At 65.9% G+C, this 17,828-nt stretch carries 20 protein-coding genes; 11 read left to right on the forward strand and 9 right to left on the reverse strand.

All coding sequences use genetic code 11. The annotated features are described in order from the left end of the window. The first annotated feature begins 15 nt into the window (after positions 1–15). On the forward strand, positions 16–1,257 hold the full coding sequence (locus tag ACIBCN_RS27725) for an ATP-grasp domain-containing protein (protein WP_396994609.1): 1,242 nt from the start codon (positions 16–18) through the stop codon (positions 1,255–1,257). A 141-nt stretch (positions 1,258–1,398) separates the two neighbouring features. Continuing rightward, on the forward strand, positions 1,399–2,250 hold the full coding sequence (locus tag ACIBCN_RS27730; RefSeq protein ID WP_396994610.1) for an SAM-dependent methyltransferase: 852 nt from the start codon (positions 1,399–1,401) through the stop codon (positions 2,248–2,250). Here ACIBCN_RS27730 and ACIBCN_RS27735 read toward each other — a convergent pair whose 3' ends face one another. Further along, on the reverse strand, positions 2,251–2,709 hold the full coding sequence (locus ACIBCN_RS27735) for a winged helix-turn-helix transcriptional regulator (RefSeq protein ID WP_396994611.1): 459 nt from the start codon (positions 2,707–2,709) through the stop codon (positions 2,251–2,253). It lies immediately after the preceding gene. Between the two features lie 86 nt (positions 2,710–2,795). On the opposite strand from ACIBCN_RS27735, the gene ACIBCN_RS27740 reads away from it, so the two are divergent. Both ACIBCN_RS27740 and ACIBCN_RS27745 read left to right on the forward strand, forming a co-directional pair. Beyond that, positions 2,796–4,013, forward strand: coding sequence for an MFS transporter (locus tag ACIBCN_RS27740; RefSeq protein WP_396994612.1), 1,218 nt, complete (start codon positions 2,796–2,798; stop codon positions 4,011–4,013). Positions 4,014–4,074: 61 nt separating this feature from the next. Then, complete coding sequence (locus ACIBCN_RS27745; protein WP_396994613.1) at positions 4,075–4,212, forward strand: hypothetical protein; 138 nt, start codon at positions 4,075–4,077, stop codon at positions 4,210–4,212. 40 nt (positions 4,213–4,252) lie between these two features. On the opposite strand, the gene ACIBCN_RS27750 is transcribed toward ACIBCN_RS27745, so the two are convergent. From ACIBCN_RS27750 to ACIBCN_RS27765, 4 genes are all read right to left on the reverse strand, one after another. Then, positions 4,253–4,702 (reverse strand): nitroreductase/quinone reductase family protein, encoded by a 450-nt coding sequence (locus tag ACIBCN_RS27750; protein ID WP_396994614.1) that lies wholly within the window; start codon positions 4,700–4,702, stop codon positions 4,253–4,255. A 180-nt stretch (positions 4,703–4,882) separates the two neighbouring features. Further along, the gene (locus ACIBCN_RS27755) at positions 4,883–5,425 is read right to left on the reverse strand and encodes a histidine kinase (RefSeq protein WP_396994615.1); all 543 of its coding nucleotides are present in this window, start codon (positions 5,423–5,425) and stop codon (positions 4,883–4,885) included. A 115-nt stretch (positions 5,426–5,540) separates the two neighbouring features. After that, positions 5,541–6,383, reverse strand: a complete 843-nt coding sequence (locus ACIBCN_RS27760; RefSeq protein WP_396994616.1) for a class I SAM-dependent methyltransferase — start codon at positions 6,381–6,383, stop codon at positions 5,541–5,543. Positions 6,384–6,442: 59 nt separating this feature from the next. Further along, the gene (locus ACIBCN_RS27765) at positions 6,443–7,675 is read right to left on the reverse strand and encodes a cytochrome P450 (RefSeq protein WP_396994617.1); all 1,233 of its coding nucleotides are present in this window, start codon (positions 7,673–7,675) and stop codon (positions 6,443–6,445) included. A 202-nt stretch (positions 7,676–7,877) separates the two neighbouring features. On the opposite strand from ACIBCN_RS27765, the gene ACIBCN_RS27770 reads away from it, so the two are divergent. From ACIBCN_RS27770 to ACIBCN_RS27780, 3 genes are all read left to right on the forward strand, one after another. Beyond that, positions 7,878–7,955, forward strand: coding sequence for a tryptorubin family RiPP precursor (locus ACIBCN_RS27770; RefSeq protein WP_218023992.1), 78 nt, complete (start codon positions 7,878–7,880; stop codon positions 7,953–7,955). Positions 7,956–8,036: 81 nt separating this feature from the next. Next, positions 8,037–9,098: a cytochrome P450 gene (locus ACIBCN_RS27775; protein ID WP_396994618.1), complete on the forward strand. Its 1,062-nt coding sequence runs from the start codon at positions 8,037–8,039 to the stop codon at positions 9,096–9,098. A 205-nt stretch (positions 9,099–9,303) separates the two neighbouring features. Then, a complete protein-coding gene (locus tag ACIBCN_RS27780) occupies positions 9,304–9,972 on the forward strand; it encodes a hypothetical protein (protein ID WP_396994619.1) in 669 nt (222 codons plus the stop codon). Here ACIBCN_RS27780 and ACIBCN_RS27785 read toward each other — a convergent pair whose 3' ends face one another. From ACIBCN_RS27785 to trpS, 3 genes are all read right to left on the reverse strand, one after another. After that, positions 9,973–11,217 (reverse strand): RNA polymerase sigma factor, encoded by a 1,245-nt coding sequence (locus ACIBCN_RS27785; RefSeq protein WP_396994620.1) that lies wholly within the window; start codon positions 11,215–11,217, stop codon positions 9,973–9,975. After that, complete coding sequence (locus tag ACIBCN_RS27790) at positions 11,214–11,606, reverse strand: YciI family protein (RefSeq protein WP_396994621.1); 393 nt, start codon at positions 11,604–11,606, stop codon at positions 11,214–11,216. The genes ACIBCN_RS27785 and ACIBCN_RS27790 overlap by 4 nt, the downstream gene beginning before the upstream one ends. A 92-nt stretch (positions 11,607–11,698) precedes the next feature. Further along, complete coding sequence (gene trpS / locus ACIBCN_RS27795; protein ID WP_396994622.1) at positions 11,699–12,739, reverse strand: tryptophan--tRNA ligase; 1,041 nt, start codon at positions 12,737–12,739, stop codon at positions 11,699–11,701. A 265-nt stretch (positions 12,740–13,004) separates the two neighbouring features. Between trpS and ACIBCN_RS27800 the strand changes: the two genes are divergently transcribed. The 3 genes from ACIBCN_RS27800 to ACIBCN_RS27810 all read left to right on the forward strand — a co-directional run bounded on the left by ACIBCN_RS27800 (position 13,005) and on the right by ACIBCN_RS27810 (position 15,884). After that, the gene (locus ACIBCN_RS27800; RefSeq protein ID WP_396994623.1) at positions 13,005–13,892 is read left to right on the forward strand and encodes an LLM class flavin-dependent oxidoreductase; all 888 of its coding nucleotides are present in this window, start codon (positions 13,005–13,007) and stop codon (positions 13,890–13,892) included. Between the two features lie 38 nt (positions 13,893–13,930). Beyond that, positions 13,931–14,992 (forward strand): serine hydrolase domain-containing protein, encoded by a 1,062-nt coding sequence (locus tag ACIBCN_RS27805; RefSeq protein WP_396994624.1) that lies wholly within the window; start codon positions 13,931–13,933, stop codon positions 14,990–14,992. A 196-nt stretch (positions 14,993–15,188) separates the two neighbouring features. Then, complete coding sequence (locus ACIBCN_RS27810) at positions 15,189–15,884, forward strand: DUF2993 domain-containing protein (protein WP_396994625.1); 696 nt, start codon at positions 15,189–15,191, stop codon at positions 15,882–15,884. A 14-nt stretch (positions 15,885–15,898) separates the two neighbouring features. On the opposite strand, the gene ACIBCN_RS27815 is transcribed toward ACIBCN_RS27810, so the two are convergent. Continuing rightward, positions 15,899–16,804 (reverse strand): helix-turn-helix domain-containing protein, encoded by a 906-nt coding sequence (locus ACIBCN_RS27815; RefSeq protein ID WP_396994626.1) that lies wholly within the window; start codon positions 16,802–16,804, stop codon positions 15,899–15,901. Between the two features lie 101 nt (positions 16,805–16,905). Here ACIBCN_RS27815 and ACIBCN_RS27820 point away from each other — a divergent pair, with 101 nt between their 5' ends. Next, positions 16,906–17,811, forward strand: a complete 906-nt coding sequence (locus ACIBCN_RS27820; RefSeq protein ID WP_396994627.1) for an MBL fold metallo-hydrolase — start codon at positions 16,906–16,908, stop codon at positions 17,809–17,811. Positions 17,812–17,828 lie beyond the last annotated feature (17 nt).

Below are 17,828 nucleotides of genomic sequence, written 5' to 3' on the forward strand. Positions count from 1 at the left end.
CAGATGAGATGTGTTATGCCCAAGAATGATTCGTCCACCGTTGTGCTGGTTGACGCGTTCTCCACCGGGGCGCTGCTCGCTCGGCAGGCGCGGCACCAGCATCGGTTGATCCATGTCCAGTCTCGTTCGCACCTGCCCGCGACGTTCTCCGCGAGCTTGCCCGCCGAGTTGTTCGCCGCGGATCTGTCCTACGCGGACCAGGCCGACGATGTCTTGCGCAGGCTCGCCGACTTGGCGCCGGTCGCGGTGATCGCGGGCAGCGAGTACGGCGTCGAGGTGGCCGACGAGATCGCCGCGAAACTCGGGTTGCGCGGCAATGATCCGGCGCTGTCGCATGTGCGTCGGGACAAGTTCTACATGCTGGAGGCGGTGGCCGCCGCGGGGCTGCGGACCGCGCGGCAACGGCGCGGCAGTGACGCGACGGAGCTGGTGGAATGGCGGCGCGCCGAGGGCCTCGGGCGGGTGGTGGTCAAACCGCTGGACAGCGCGGGATCCGATGACGTGTTCATCAGCGACTCCGCGGCGGAAGTTCGTGCCGCGGTCCGGGCGATCATCGGCAAGACGAATTTGATGCTGCGGACCAACTCGGCCGTGCTGGCACAGGAATATCTGGTGGGGGACGAGTTCATCGTCAACTCGGTCAGCCGGGACGGTAAGCACTGGTTCACCGACGCGTGGATCAGCCACAAGGTGACGGTGCGGGACAACCGCAGGATCTACGACTGCGAGGACCTGCTGCCGGAGGACGATCCGCGCTGCACTGAGATCCTCGACTACGTTTCCGGCGTGCTCGACGCGCTCGGCATCGCGAACGGGCCCGCGCATACCGAATTGATCTATACCGCAGCGGGTCCCGTGCTGTTGGAGACCGCGGCGCGGCTCTCGGGGCTGGCCGATCCACGCGCGCTCGATCGCGGCACGGGAGTGAACCAGGTAGACCTGACGATGGACTGCTACCTCGGCGAAGGACGCGCGCTGGCGGCACAGCCGTCGGTGTATACCCGGCGGGCGCACGCACGATGCGTGAATCTCATTGCGCACCGGGAGGTTCCGCTGCCCGCCCAGGCGCTCCGGGATGAGCTCGAACGGCTGCCCGCCATCGAGAGCGTGCGCTTCCGCATCGCCGATCAAGCGATGACCAGGCCTACGGTCGACCTCAATTCGTCTCCGGGCGTGGTGTTTCTCGTGCATCAGGACGCAGCCGAGATCGAACGGTCCTATCGGACGCTGCGTCGGTTGGAGCACGAGCTGCTGTAGAAGCCGCCGGACGGGCAGCGAGCGGCGACGACGAATTAGCCGCTTGGCCAAGTCGTTCACGTAGCACCGCGCACCTGATCGAAATCGCGGCGGGTGGTTAACTCGTCAGGGAGACTGGGGTTGTCGAGTGCGGAGGGTGTCGTGGCGGACGCGAACGGGATGACGGATCTGAAGCAGGGGCAGGCGCATAGTGCCCGCATTTACGACTACTTCCTGGGCGGCAAGGACAACTATGCGGCCGACCGGGCGGCCGCGGCGCAGATAGAGCAGGCCATTCCGAATGTTCGGGTGGTCGCGCGGGAGAACCGCGAGTTCATGAATCGTGCGGTCGGCTATCTCGGCGAACAGGGTATCCGCCAGTTCGTCGATATCGGCACCGGGATTCCCACAGCGCCCAATCTGCATCAGGTGGCTCAGGAGACCGCCCGCGACGCCAGGGTGGTGTACGTCGACAACGATCCGATCGTGCTCGCCCATGCCCGCGCGCTGCTGACCGGGACACCGGAGGGACGGACCCAGTACATCGAGGCCGATGTCACCGAACCGGCGAAAATCCTTGCGGCGCCGCAACTGCGCGATACCGTCGACTTTGCCGAGCCGGTCGCGTTGAGCCTGATCGCGCTGTGCCACTTCGTGCCCGGCGAGCAGATGTACGACATCATCGACGAGCTGCTGGCACCACTTGTGCCTGGCTCGTTCCTGGTGATGACCCACCTCACCGCCGACCTCGATCCCGAGACGGTCCAGGGCACGGTGCGGGCCTACCAAGCGAGCGGCATCAAGATGGAGGCGCGGACCTATGACGGGGTTGCCCGTTTCTTTTCTGGTCTGCAACTGATCGAACCGGGCATCGTGCCGATCGGCCGGTGGTATCCCGATGGCGCAGCGCCGGATTTGACCGCGCCCGGTGTTGTCCCGCTGCCCGTCTCGGATTCCGCGACCGCACCGAAACCGCCTGCCGCCGGGTATGCCGCGGTGGGGCGTAAGAAATAGTCAGGGCGCGCCTACCTTGTGAACTCGGGTGGTTGCCACGGTGACGGGGTTGCCCGCGTGGTCTTCGGTGCGCAGTCGGGCGACGGGTCTGCCGTCGTGGTCGACGAGGGTCGAGCGGGGTTCGTCGGCGGTGAAGGCATGGCGTTCTCCCCACTGGCGTAATGCGACGACGACGGTGAAGAGGTCTCGGCCTGCCGTGGTGAGTTCGTAGCTGTGCCGCTTGCCGCCGGGGGCGGTGCTGGTGGTGAGGATGTTGTGGTCGACGAGTTTGCGCAGGCGATCGGTGAGGATGTTTCTGGCGATGCCGAGCCGTTGCTGGAATTCGGTGAACGTCGCCGCGCCGTCCATGGCGTCGCGCACGATCAGCAAGCTCCATCGGTCGCCGACTAGGTCGACGGTGCGTGCGACGGGGCAGGTGGGGTCGGTCCAGTCGCGGCCGGAACCGGGCGTCGCGGTCATGCGCCTCCGTTCGATCAGTTGCAATATGAAACTATTATGCCTTATCTTCGAATAGTTGCATTTTGCTACTAATTTCGGGAGGTGTTGTGGCCGTAGGAGTCACGAGATCGCAGCGGTGGGTGCTGGCGCTGGTGTGCGCGGTGGCGGTGTCGACGATCTATGCGATCCAGCCGGTATTGGCGACGGCGGGCACTGGATTGGGACTGGCGCGCGAGTCGTTGGGGTGGCTGGTCGCCGCCGGACAGGTCGGCTATTTCGCCGGTCTCGTCCTGCTGGTTCCGCTCGGCGATGTGTTGAATCGTCGTCGGCTCATCACCGTGCATCTGGTGCTCACCGCCGTGGGCGCCGCGGTCGTGGCCGTCGCGCCGAACGGTGTGGTCGCCGTGGTGGGGTTGGCGGTCGCGGGTCTGTTCGCGGTCGTGGTTCAGGTGACCGTCGCCTATGTCGCCGCTGTTTCCGCGCCGAACGAGCGGGGGCGCAATATCGGCGCGGTCACCTCCGGTGTGGTGATCGGCATTCTCGGCGTTCGTGTCGTCGCGGGTGCGCTCGGTGACACGGTCGGCTGGCGTGCCGTGTACGCGCTGCTGGCCGTGCTCTGTGTGGCACTGGCGCTCACCGTCCGCGCGATACTCGACCCGGACAGCAGAACTTCCGGCGCACGGTACGCGCAGGTGCTGGCATCGATGGGTCGGCTCGTCCGCACGGATCGCCTCTTCCTGAGTCGAGGGCTGATCACCTTCTTCCTCTTCGCGTCCTTCGGAACCCTCTGGAGCGGGCTCGCCCTCCCGCTCGGCACCGACCCCTGGAATCTCGGCACCACACAAATCGGCCTATTCGGAGTGGTCGGCCTGGCCGGAGCATTAGGCGCCGCCCGAGCCGGACAATGGGCCGATTCCGGTCGTGCACAGGCGATTACCGGCTCCGCGCTGGTGCTACTCACCGCCGCCTGGCCATTCATCGCCCGAACAGGAGCAACCCTGTGGTTGCTCATCGTCGGCATCATCCTGCTCGACTTCGCCGTCCAGGCCGTCCACGTCAGCAGCCAGCACCTGCTGACCGCGGCGCACCCGAACCACGCCAGCAGCGTCATCGGTGCCTACATGGCCTTCTACTCCCTCGGATCCGCGGTCGGCGCAATCACCACCACCTGGGCCTACAGCACGTGGGGATGGTCGGGTTCCTGCTGGGTCGGCGCCGCCTACTCCGTCGCCGCACTGATTCTGTGGGGAGTAGCCCAGGTCAGCGGCATCACCCGGCGCGGTGCCGCGAGTCACTCACCGGCCCATCAGCCAGCCAGGGTTTGACGCTCGAGGAACCGGGAATCGCGGTGCTATCCCCCCGCCCGACTACCGGAGGTTTCCATCCATGGCAGTCTCACGCTCGTACCGCACCGAACCCGCTCTCATCGACAACATCCCCGGACCCTTACTGGGGCTGTTGCTGCTGGTGGTGATCGCCGCGATCGGCCTCACCTGGTCGCTGGCCGCCGCGAGCCCGTTCTGAGCACCCCGGGTCCCGGCGGCACTCACGGCTCCGTTCGGCCTTACCCGGGTTCGACGCGGAACACGGCGATCCGATCCGCGGCATCGGCGACCGCCTGCGGAGTCGGGTTGTCGACCAAGCCGGTGGTGACGAACAGATTGCCTACTCGCGCATGACTGTTCGCGATGTGGTCGTGCAGGATCGGCCGTCGTTCCTCGACCGGCAATTCGACCAACCGCACTACCGAGGACCGGCGACCCCTGGACAGGGTGACTGTCTGCGCAGCGCGCACGTTGGCAACCCAGGCGGCCTTCGGATACGCCTGGAAGATATAGCGCTGTCCGGCAATGGGGATCACGCCGATCGCCGCGATTCGTGTCTGGCCGGTCCGGCGCCCCTTCGTGGTGATCAGGTAGTGCGGGCCGAGCGCGATCCCCATCTTCTGCAGCCTGATGACCACCTTGTTGAACTTCCTGACCTTGCGAAGCCACGCATCGGCGTCCTGCGCCATAACTGTCATCCTCCCCATCAGACCTACCCGGCCTGGAAATCTCCGATACTCGACAGCGTGCGCGCACCCTGTCGAAAGGTGCTGTCGGAAAATGGCTTTGATACGTTACGTACAGAACAGCGCCTCTCCCCGGCAGGCGTGCCCGCCGGGGAGAGGCGCTGCGTGGCTGTCGAAGGGAGCTCAGCCGGCGTCTGCCGAGGCCAGCAGTCCCGGCACAGTCTTAGTGGTGTTGTGGCGGAAGATATTGACCGCGCCGACTACCTCGTCGGACTCGTCGCGGATGGGGAAGACGTTGACCAGCGCGAGCAGCCGGAAACCATCGGGCTGTTCACAGATAACGTCGGCGTCGCGGACGGTGCCGCCGTTATTGATGACCACCGAGGGCGGAGCCGCTTCATGCGGCATGACCTCGCCGGAGGGGTAGCGTAAGCGGAACGCGCCGCAGTACTTCTCGCTGGTGCCCAGTTCGGGACTGCGTCCCCAGGCTCCGATGGCGGTCTTGTTGCAGGCGATCAGCGTGCCGTCCTTCTCCAGCACGTAGATGCCGACCTCGATGTCGTCCATCGCGGCCTGATCGCCGAGCAGGCCATCGGGCACCAGATGCCCGTCTTCGAGCTTGCCGTGAAACGTGAGATTGTCCAGTTCGCCAGCGGCGATTTGTTTGCTGATGCTCATTTCGTTCCCGTCACTCGGAATAATGCGTTCGATGACATTCGGGCGCATCGCTCAGCCAAGAGGACGTGACACCCGCACCCTTTTCACCGTGGGTAAGTGTATCGAAATCGCCTGTCCGGACGGTCTGTTCACACAAGAGGAGCTCACGCGGATCTGGAACTATTCATCCGCTTTGACGCTGCCAGATGTCGATGCCGATCTCGTGGGTGTGCTCGCTGAACATTCCATTCGGGCTGGCGTTGTGTAAGAGCTGGCGGAGTTCGGTCTCGAAACTGGCCAGGGTTTCGCCGAACAGATGTGGTGTCGAGCTGGATAGCGAGAAGACCACTGCCACAACGTCATCGGTCGTGCGTGTGACAACGCTGCCCCGGACATCGATTCGGCGCTGTCGGGTGAAGCCCGCGGCCTGGTAGATCGCGTCCTCGCCGGACGCTGTGCCGTTCGGGAGCAGGCTCGCGCCCGCGCGGCGCACCGGACCGAGGTAGGCGTGCACCAATTTCTCGATCGCCGCATGCGGTGGTTTGGGGTACGGAGTCGCTATCGTGCCGGCGATCCCTTGATATGTCTTCGCATGAACGTGGGCGCAAACACCGCCGGGCTCGAGCATATGATGCACCGCCGCAGCGACTTTCGGCCGTTCCATCCAGTGAAACGACTGCGCGAAGGTGATCAATTCGAAGCGGCCGAGTCCAGCGGGAAGATCCTCGGCGCGCATGCACACCCACCGGGTGTTGGGGATCGCAGCCTGTGCGGCGAGCCGACCCGCTTCGCGGATCATATCGGCGTCGGCGTCGATCCCGATGGCTTGCTCGAACCCGCCGGCCAGCAGCAAAGTCAGCGAACCAGGACCGCATCCGACGTCCAACAGTCGACCGGAGCCATCGAGACGAAGCTCGACGGTCAGCGCCTCGGCAAGCGCCGTCGGATACGGCAACCGACCGCGCGCGTAGTACGCGGCACTACCGCGGTACAGCGAAGAATCCCATTCCCACCCGTTTCCCTCCACCTGGTGAGCATAAAGACCATGAACGGGCCTCTGCTGACGGCGGTCCCCGTAGTCAGGTGTCACCCTCGGCTAGCGCTGGTGGGACCCAGGCGTACCGGGAGTTCGGTGAGGGTGGGAAAGCCGAAGTTGTTGTGCCAGGTCAGGTCTGGGTAGGGACAGGCTAGGTGTAGGTTTGGGAAGCGGTGGAGTAGGGCGGAGAAGGCGACTGTTGCTTCCATGCGTGCCAGGGGGGCGCCTACGCAGAAGTGGGCGCCGTGGCCGAACGCTAGGTGGTGACCGGCGTCGCGGGTGATGTCGAGGCGGTCGGGGTCGGGGAAATGTGCCGGGTCGTGGTTGGCGGCGGCGATTGCGATGTGTACGAATTCGCCGGCTGGGATTTCTGTGTCGCCGATTTGTATCGGCTCGGCGGTGTAGCGGATGGTGGAGAAATGGATCGGGCCGTCAAATCGGAGGAACTCGTCCACGGCGGCAGGTAGCGTTGAAGGGTTGGTGCGCAACGTATTCGATAGCGAATCATCACGTAACAGGGCGAGTGATCCGGTGGTCAACAGATCGACTGTCGTTCCGTGGCCGGATACCAGCAACATGACGGCCATGTCTTCCAGCTCTACTTCGCTGAGAGACTCACCGTTGTCATGGGCGTGGATCAGCCTGGAGAGCAGATCGACGCCTGGGTGAGCTCGCTTTCGCGCCACCAATCCTCTTAGGTAAGAGCGTAATTCGCGGAATGCCTGCGCGCGCTCGTCGCCGACGATTCGGAACAGGTCCCGAGCCCACTGCTGAAATCCTGGTACGTCGTCGCGGGGGATGCCGAGCATGTCGCAAATCATCCGGACCGGCAGCGGCAAGACGAAGGCCGTGAGCAGATCGATCTCGTCGTGCTCGGCCATCTCGTCGAGTAGCGCGTGGGTGGTCTGCTCGATGTGGGGACGCAGCTCGGCGATGGCTCGGTGGGTGAAGGCCTTGTTGACCAGTCGTCGCAGTCGGACGTGTTGGGGCGCGTCACTATTGGCCATATTGTGGTCGAGGTTGGCGAGCGGCGCGTTCGCCGGCGCAGCCGGAAACTTCTGGCGGAAAAGCTCTTTCATGCCGTCGGCGCTCTTGCGTAACCGTGGATCTCGTAGCGCGGCGCGGGCCTCGGCGTAGCCGACGACCAGCCAGGTCACCACGCCCGATGGCGCGTGTACGCGCAGCACCGGGCCCTGCTCCCGCCAGCGGTGGTAATACCTGTGCGGGTGCGCGTGGAAGTCGTCGTCCAGCGTTTCGATCCGTGTCGATGCCGCTATACTCATTGTGCGCCTTCGTTATTCGACGACAGGCAGGTGTGGCCAAGCGCCACGTTACGTCGCGCAGCGTAATGTTCGCGTCACGCCCATAGCATTTGACGATAACTTCACCGAAACGTCCCTTTCGCCAACAGGTCTCACTTACTCTCGACAGGTGCCTGCGATCCAGGTGCGCCTACCGGACACACTCACAACCGAAGGTGGAGTCATGACTCTCGTACGTATGGTCAAGCGGATGAAGCAACAGAAGAGCCTGAAGAAGTACGCCTGGTACGGGTGGATCTGACGCTTCCGGATAGTTGTTGCACTCGCGCCCGCCGCTAACCCTGGCGGGCGCGAGTCCCGTCCTGCCATCCGGGAGTTCGTCATGTCCATACGGCACAGTGCTGGAAATTCACGGACCGTTGTCTTCGCGCCGCGAATGGCCGAACTTTTCGAAAAGTACCGTGGCGCCGACCTTTTTCGCCTCGAGCCCGACACCATTGGAATCGCCGGGGCCGATCTGATGGAAGCGGTACTCGGCGCCAGGCCCGCGCGACCCGACGAACGTCCGACCTTCAAGCCCGTACATCGGCGGCTGGTCAGCCGGGTCGACGCGTCCACCTTCATGCAGGCCGTCGGCGGGGATGTGCGCGCGGCGTTGAAGGCTCCGCTCGAGACGGATAGCCCGCTTGTCGGCGTCTGGCCGCAGCGGGCGCACGATTATGTTCGCGATCTCGTGTTCGGCGGTGAAGATTTCCGATTCCGGATGCTGGTCGACCGCAGGCTCGAACTGACCCCGAAGCTGACCTGGTCAGCGGTCACCTCGGGTGCCGCGCTGATCGGCAGAACGGGTCAGGAGCGACCGCTGTCGAAGCTGGCGACACAGGTTTTCCAGGCCAACGGTTTTCGGGATCGCCGATACGCGATGTACCTCTATCGCAGGGTCGCCGCGCCGGTGTGTTTCACGGTGGCCGCCTTGGTGACCAGCGCCGTGTGGCTGGCATCGCCGCTGGATCCCGAGGCCTCGAACCGCAACATCCTGCTCGAGACCCTGCGGCTGCTGCCGCCGTCCTGGAATCTATTGCGCCTCAAAGGTTCCGAGTATTCGGCGGTCGACGCACGGATCGGCGTGGGCGACGACCTTCTCCTGCTGCCCTTGCTCAGTCAGCGCGACCCGCGCCTATGGGAAGCCCCGGACGAATTTCGCCCCGAACGCTGGGAAAGGCTCGATCCCGAGGCGCACCCCGGCTATCTACCCTTCGGTCACGCGTCGGAACGATGCTGGGGCCGCCACATGGTCATGCCGCTGGCCGAACGCATCCTCGACCTCGCTCGCCGCGACAGCCTCTGTGTGGACGCGAACCAGACCGTCGGCAAGGTCGACCTCGACGGGCTGCTCGAGATCGCGTCAGTCCGGGTTTGCACCGGATCGGCTGTGGCCCAGTAGGTTGCGCGTCGCGGTATTCCGTAACGAGGACTGACCATCGCTCGCTCCGATCCGTTGGAGGTCACGACCTTCGATGTTGCCAGCGCGTGGCTCGCGCTGGCAACACAGGACATTTCGGGCGTACATTGACGGATTTCACTGGTACGGTTCGGTGCGTTGGGTCGGAGCGTGTCGGCCCGGTTCGAGAATGAGGGGTGGGACCTTGGTGGAGTTCGGGAAAGATTCAGGGACTGGGGAGAATTCGGGGGTTCGCGAAGGTGCTGCGGAGCAGAATTCGCCGGAGACGGTAGCGGGCGGCTCGTATGACGGGCGCCAGCTCGGATCGGATAGTGGATATGAGTCCTATCCGACGCGGCAGGGGTACGCGCCTGAGCAGCAAGGTGGATACGAGCCGTATTCGGCTGTGCCGCAGGGCGGTTACCCGCCCTATCCGGGACCGCCGCAAGGCGGATACCCGCCGAATCCATACGGCGGCAACGCATACGGGCAGTTCCAGCCGCCGATGACAAAAATGCCGGGGTCGGTGCGTGCGGCGCAGGTGGTCTCGATCATCTTCGCCACCTTGGGAATCGTGCTCATCGTGGTCGCGCTCGGCCTCGGCAGGCCCGAGCTGGCGGGCGGGCTGATGTTCGGCTTCCTGTTCGCGATCATCATGGCGGGATTCACCCTCACTTTCGGATACGCGGAAAACGGAACGCGGACCACGGTGATCGTGCTCGCCTCGATCGAGGGGCTCGTCGGGCTGGGCGGGATGGGCGCACAGCAGCCGCCGGGACTGCTCGGATGCATTGTCGGTCTCACCGTGGTCATCACGCTCTCGCGGGCCAGCGCGAGCGCGTGGTTCAAGCGGCCTCGGGGATATGCCGAGGTGTAGCTAACTGGGATCGGTAAGGCGACGTACCCGATCGTTGAGGTATCGCTGTTCGGGGACGCTCGCGGTGAGTTGCGCGGCCCGCCGGTAGCTGTCGATGGCGCCGGTGCGGTCGCCGATCATTTCCAGTAGATGGGCGCGTACCGCGTGGGTCCGGTGATGACGCCGCATGGCCGGGTTGTCGAGCAAGGGTGCGATCAGGTCCAAACCCTGCTTCGGGTCCACGGCCATGCTGAGGGCGACGGCCCGGTTGAGCGTGACGAACGGGCTCGGCGCGACTCGATCGAGCATGGCGTAGAGCACGCCGATCTGTGTCCAGTCGGTGCTCTCCCAGGTGGGCGCCTCCGCGTGCACGGCGGCGATCGCGGCGTGCAGCTGGAATCGGCCGACATGGCCGCGCGGCAGCACCCGCTCCAAAATGCCGACGCCTTCGGCGATCAGGTCGCGATCCCACCGGGTGCGGTCCTGCTCGGCGAGCGGGACTAGGTTGCCGTCCTCGGTGCGGGTCGCGGCTCGGGAACGAGTGAGCAGCATCAGCGCCAGCGCACCCGCGACCTCGTCGTGATCCGGTATCGCGCAATGTAATTGGCGGGTCAACCGGATCGCCGCATCGGTCAGACTGCCATCGACCAGTGTGCCACCGGCGGAACGGGTGTGGCCCTCGGTGAACATCAGATGGCAGACATCGAGTACGGGCGCGATGCGCGCGGGCAGGTCCGCCGGGCTCGGGAGTGCGAACACCGCGCCGGCCGTGCGCAGGGTCGACCTGGCCCGGGTCAGGCGCTGCGTCATGGTGCGCGGCGGGACGAGGTAGGCGGCGGCGATCTCGCCGACGCCCAGGCCGCCGACGGCGTGCAGGGTCAACGCGACCTGCGAGGAGCGGCTCAGGCTCGGGTGGCAGCACAGCACGAACATCTGCAGCATGTCGTCGCTGTCGGCGGTGGACGGCTGATCCGCGGGCCGCGCGAGATACGAGTCGCTGGGCTGTGCGACGGCCACCGCTTCTTCGCGTCCGGCCCGTGCACCGTCGGCGCGCGACCGGTCGATCAGCCGCCGCGACGCGACGGTGATGAGCCAGCCCCGCGGATTGGCGGGCAGCCCGTCGCGCGCCCACTGCACCGTCGCCGCCTCGGCCGCTTCCTGCGCGGCGTCCTCGCAGTCGCCGAGGTCGCCGTGCCTGCGCAGTAGGGCGGCGAGGACATGCGGCGACTCGTGCCGCCACACGTCCTCCACCACCCGGTTGCTCACTGGTCGTCGCCACCCGGCCACATCGTCGGCCGCAGTTCGACGGTTTCCCCCGGACCGGCGAACTGCGCGGCGATCTCCTCGGCGCGGGTCTGGTTTTCCACGTCGATCAGGAAGAACCCCGCCAAATGCTCCTTGGCTTCCGAATACGGGCCGTCGGTCACCAGCGGTTTCCCGTCGTCCCACCGGTACAGCCGCGACGACTCGGGCGCCCCGAGTGCCTCGCCCGTCACCAACTCGCCGTTCTCCCGCATCTCGCCGAGCAACTTCTCGAAATCGGCGGTCATCCGATCCCGCCGCTCCGGTGGCATGGCCTGGTATTCGGGCAGGTAATCACCCGTCGGATGGCCCCAGGGCTGCGGATTGGAGTGAATCAGGATCACGTACTTCATCACGGCTCCTTCGCGTCGCGGATGCGCCCGGCTGACCCATCCTCACCTGAGACGTCGGAACCGACGCCATGATGTCTACATAGTTGTTGCGCTCAATACGCGGTGCCCATCACGGCGTGTACCTCGTCGAGAGTGCGGGTTGCCAGCTCGTTGGCGCGGCGATTTCCGTCTCGCAGCACATCGCGTACGTAGTCCGGGTCGCGCGCGAAATCGCTGCGGCGCTGCCGATGCGGCGCGAGGAACTCGTTGACCGCCTCGGCGGTGACCTGCTTGAGCATTCCCGCCCCGGCCTCGCCGATGTCATCGGCCAGTGCTCGTTCGTCGCGACCGGAACACAGTGCGGCGGTGGTGAGCAGTGCGGATATGCCGGGCCGATGGACCGGATCGAAGGTGATGCGTCGTTGCGAGTCGGTGGGGGCTCGGCGGATCAAGGCGGTCGTTTCGTCGGCGGTCATCGACAGTGCGATCGCGTTGCCATAGCTTTTGGACATCTTTCTGCCGTCCAGGCCGGGAACTTCCGGTGCGGAGGTGAGCAGTGCCTGCGGTGCGGGAAAGACATCGCCGTAGCGTTCGTTGAAGCGTCGGGCGATCACCCTGGTCAACTCGACGTGCGGCAGGTTGTCCTTCCCGACGGGAACCAAGTTGCCCTTGCAGAAGAGGATGTCGGCAGCCTGGTGGACCGGGTAGGTGAGTAGGAGCCCGCTGAGTGCGCGTCCCGATGCCGCGTGCTCTGCCTTCACCGTGGGATTGCGATGGAGTTCGGCCTCGGTGACAAGGCTGAGGAACGGCAGCAGTAGTTGGTTGAGCGCGGGAACCGACGAGTGCGTGAAGATGGTTGCCCGACTCGGGTCGATACCGGCGGCTAGATAGTCCAGGACGGCGCTGTAGACGTTGTCGCGGACCTTGCCGATCGCGTCGCGGTCGGTGATGACCTGATAGTCGGCGAGGATGACGAACGTGTCCACACCCAGCTTATGCAGACGCACACGTTCGGCGACGGTGCCGAAGTAGTGGCCCAGATGTAAAGGGCCGGTGGGGCGTTCTCCGGTGAGAATGCGGTATCGATCGGGTTGCTCGGTGACCGCGGCACGTAACGTGTCGCTGCGTTCGACGGTGGCGGAGAAGGTATTCAACGTAGGGCTCCTAGGGTCAAGGGGCCGTACGAACCTCGTGCACGGGAGATGTGACTGCGGGCTGCGTACAGCCCGCGGACATGGTTAGACGGACTGTTGGACCAGCCAGCGCCATGCCTGTCGGATGTTCGTCACACTGCCACGATAGCAACTACGGCCCGGGGGAGCCCGCTGGATTACCTGCGGACGAGCAGCGCGACTCCGATCAGCTGGTGGTCGTCGAGGACTGCTGAAGGTGCGGTGACGAGGCTGGCATGATCGCGGGGTGATCTTACGATTCGGTATTCAGTGGGCGCCGACGGTGACCGAGCTGCCGCAGCTGCGTGCGATGGCGAAGGTGGCGGATCGGGAGGGCCTGGATCTGCTGGGTATTCAGGACCATCCGTACTCGGGTGGGTTGGCTGACACGTTCGCGGTGATCGCCACGGTGCTGGCGGAAACCGAACGGCTGCGGGTGTTTCCGGATGTGGCGAGCCTGCCGTTGCGCGGGCCCGCGATGCTCGGGAAGCAGGCGGCGACCTTGGATCTGCTCAGCGGCGGGCGCTTCGAACTCGCGTTGGGGGCCGGCGCGTTCTGGCCCGCGATCGGTGCCATGGGCGGACCGGTGCGGTCGAATCCCGAAGCGTTGCAGGCGTTAGCGGAGGCGACGGCGATCATCCGGGCCATGTGGCTGCCCGGGACGAAGGCGAAAGTTCACGGCACGCACTACACCGTGCACGGCGTGCAGTCCGGACCCGCGCCCGCGCATCCGGTCGGCATCTGGTTCGGTAGCGTCGGCCCGAAGGCCAACGCGCTCACCGGGCGGATCGCCGACGGGTGGGCCGCACCCATCCCGCACTACCTGCCGTACGAGAAATGGCAAGCGGCACAGGACATTATCGCTGCCGCCGCGATCGACGCGGGACGTAACCCGGCCGACATCACCCGGATGGCTCAACTCGTCGGAACGATCACCGACGCTCCTGGACCGGTCACCCTGCGCGGCGAGGAACCGATCCGCACCGACGCCGCGGGCTGGGCGCGCATCCTGGCCGATCTCGCCACGCAGACCGGCTTCGACACCTTCGTGTACTGGCCCGAATCCGCCGACGACACCCAGCTGCGCCGCTGGATCGGGGATGTCGTTCCCGCCACTCGAACCTTGTGCGCCTGACCATCCCCGTGTCCAGCCGACCAAGTGACAGGAGAGCGATGCAGGAACAGATTCAGCGGCATATCGACATGCTGGTTCGTACCGGCATGGAGGACGGGGTGCAGGTCGCTGTTTATCAGGATGGCGCGCTGATCGTCGACGCGGTGGCGGGCTCGGCCGACGGGCGACCGGTCACCTCGGGGACGCCGATCTTCAGTTTCTCCCTCGCCAAGAATGTGACGGCCACACTCGCGCAGCTGCTGGTCGCGCGCGGTTTCCTCGACTACGACAGTCCGGTCACCGAGGTTTGGCCCGAGTTCGGTGTGCACGGAAAGTCCACGGCGACACTGCGACACGTGCTGACCCACACCGTCGGTCTGCCGGCGATGCCGCGTGAGATCACCCCGGATCAGCTTCCCGACTGGTCGCGGGTATGTGCGTCGCTGGCCGCCGCCGAACCGCGCTGGCCGCCGGGCACCGCGATGGGCTATCACTCCTATACCTTCGGCTATCTCGTCGGCGAGCTGGCCCGCCGCACAACCGGGCGGTCCATGAGCGAGCTGCTGCACGAATGGATCACCGCGCCGCTCGGGATCGAGGGACAGCTCTACTTCGCCGCTCCGGAGCAGGCGTTGCCGGAGTTGGCGCGCCTGGAGCAGCAGGCTCGGCAATGGCCTGCCGACCCGGACGACGACGAGGCGATCCTCGCGCCGTGGGAAAGCCGGCCGAGTGCCGATTTCGGCAACAATGGCGACATTCTGCGCGCCGACATACCGTCGGTGGGGATCGCTAGCGCGCGTGGGCTTGCCGCGATGTTCGACGCCGTGCTGCAGGGCAAACTGGTGGACTCCGCGCGGTTGACGGAATTCTCCGCGCCGGCATTCGAGGGGGCGGATCAGGTTTTCGGTACTCCGGCTCGGATGGCGCTCGGCTTCCCGATCGGCAGAATGGGCGCCCCCGCCGAGGAAAACTCCGTGGCATTCGGGTGGCCGGGCGGCGGCGGAAGCTACGCCTACGCGGACCCCGCGCGGGGAATCGCCTTCGCACTGACCAAAACCCGGCTCGTCCCGAACTTCGACACCGCGCTGTCGGTCACCACAATCCTGGCCGACGGCTCATGACCGCCGAACTGCGCGGCCGCACCGTCCAGGGACGCGTACTCGCCGCGGGCTCGACCGCGGAACTGGTCGAGTCGACCGACGATTATGTGCGCACACTTCTCGGGTCGTAGTCGCTGAAACTGAAGCTCGAGGGGTGGTGGGCAACGGGCGGGCGCGACGCACAGCATGATGGTGGGATGACTGAGCCGGTGAGCGCATGCGCGCATTTCTGATACTGATCGTTGTGCTGGCGATCGCGCTGATTGTCGGCGACCGGGTTGCGGTGGTGCTGGCGCAGAACGAGATCGGGCGCAAGATCGCGGCCGATTACCAGCTGCCGCAGCAACCGAGCGTTGATATTCGCGGCTTCCCGTTTCTGACCCAGGCGGTGGACGGCAAATATCACGACATCGGCATTCGGGTCGGTGACTGGAGCGAGCAGAAGCTGTCCGTGCACAACCTCGATATCACGTTGACCGACGTGGCCGCGCCGTTGACCGATCTGCTCAACAACCGCACCTCGAACCTGGTCGCGGCGACGGCGTCGGCGACGGCCGTGGTGCCCTACGACACCGTAAAGGGCTTCGCGCCGGCCGGGGTGGAGTCGATGTCCGACAGTCCGGACGGACTGCGCGTCACCGGGACGTTCTCGATGGAGGGCATCCCGGTGCCGGGGACGGTTGTCGTCACCGTCGCACCGACCGACAACGGCATCGAGGTCACGCCGGTCTCGGTCCAGTCGGCGGCGGGTGGGCCGACGATCTCGCTGGCGCTGCTGCGCCGCACCCTCACCTTCACGGTGCCGCTGCAGCGGCTGCCGCTCGGCGCGAAACTGACGTCCATCGAGCCGGGCGCCGACGGCCTCCACGTGACCGCCGTGGCGCACGATGTGCGGTTCTCCGACCTGCCGTGAGTGGCGGAGCAAAGCTATTGCGCGACTGTGCCGTTCATGCCTGGTACCGGCACCTGCGCTGACGTGCGACCCTCGCCTGCCTGTCGGAGTAATGCGAGAGCTTCCTCGGCGGGGGACCCGGCGGGGGTTGTGCACACGATCAGTGCTTGGTCGGGGGCACGGGCGATCGAGAGGGTCTGCTGCGTGACCGTCATCGCGCCGACGACCGGATGGTGCAGTTCATAGGACGCGGCGTCGCAGGGTGTCACACGATGATCGCCCCACAGCGTCACGAACTCGGGGCTTTTCATCGTCAGCTCGCCGATCAGTTCCGCGAGCAGCGGGTCGTCCGGATGCTTGCCGACGGCGATGCGCAGGTTGCCGACTACGGCGCGGGCCTTGCGTTTCCAGTCCGCGTACAGCTCGCGGCAGTGCGGGTCCAGGAAGACCAGCCTGCTCATATTCGGCCGTCGCGCAGGGTCGTCCGGACTGTGGAAGTCCAGGTGTCCGGCCAGCAGCGCGTGTCCGAGGGTGTTCCATGCCAGCACGTCCGTGCGTCGGCCGAGCACCAGCGCCGGGACGCCGTCGACGGCGCGGAGGAGGTCGCGCGTCTCGTCGACGAGCTTCTCGGGTCGTGGTCGGCGCACGCGGGGGAGGTGGCGAGCGGCGTCGGCGAGGCGGTCGAGGTGCGCGCGCTCGTGGTCGTCGAGCAGCAGCGCGCGGGCGACGGCATCGAGTACCTCGGCCGAGGCTCCGCGCGACATCCCCTGTTCCAGCCGTGCGTAATACGAGACGCTGACCCCCGCGAGCTGGGCGAGTTCTTCGCGCCGCAGGCCGCTGACCCGCCTGCGGGGTCCGGTTTCGCGCAAGCCGACATCTTCCGGCCGCAGCCTGGCCCGTCGGGCTTGCAGAAAGTCGCCTAGTGGTCCGGGTCCGTCCATTGCTCCAGTATCCGGGGGCGGGTCGCGCGCAGCCACACCCTGCCAGTGGTAGGACAAAGCGGGAGTGGTTGGTTTGCGTCCTGATTGCCAGGCTCGACCACATGGAACAGATCACCCTTGGCGACGTCACCGTCACCCGAATCCGCGAGTTCTACGGCACGGTCGAGATGAGCCCGGACCAGTTCTTCCCGGACAGCCCCGACGGCTCATGGGACGAACACCGCGACCTACTGGCACCCGACTTCTGGAACCTCGAGACCAACGAATGCCACTCGGCGCTCCAGACCTGGGTGCTGCGCAGCGAGGGGCGCACGATCCTCGTCGACACCGGCGTCGGCAACCACAAGGATCGGCCGTACGCGCCGGTGTGGAGCCGCCTCGACACGAACTACCTCGACAACCTCGCCGCCGCCGGGGTTCGCCCCGAGGACGTCGACCTCGTGATCAACACCCACCTGCACATCGACCACGTCGGCTGGAACACCCGCCTCGACGGCCGTGCCTGGGTGCCGACCTTCCCGAACGCCACCTACCTGATGCCGTTGCGGGACTTCGAGTTCTGGGATCCGGCCAACGAGTCCGAGACCGTGTTCGGCCGCGGCAACCAGAACGTCTTCGAGGACAGCGTCATGCCGATCCACCAGGCGGGGCTGGCGCACCTGTGGGACGGGTCGTATCGGATCGACAAGAACCTGCGGCTCGATCTCGCGCCCGGCCACACGCCCGGCTCGTCCGTGCTCGCCCTGGAGTCGGGTACCGACCGGGCGCTGTTCGTCGGGGACCTGATGCACACCCCGATGCAGATCGTGGAGCCGGAAATCAACTCCTGCTTCTGCGAGGACCCGGCCCAAGCCCGCGCCACCCGGCACAAGCTGCTCGGTCATGCCGCCGAGAACAAGGCGCTCGTCTTCCCCGCGCACTTCGGCGGCCAGGGCGCGGCGCAGGTCGAGCGCACCGGGTCGAAGTTCTCGATCAAAGAGTGGGCGGGTTTCTCCCACATCTCCTGAACTCTCCCAGATAGGAA

It is taken from the genome of Nocardia sp. NPDC051052 (assembly GCF_044456045.1).
Classification (GTDB): Bacteria; Actinomycetota; Actinomycetes; order Mycobacteriales; family Mycobacteriaceae; genus Nocardia.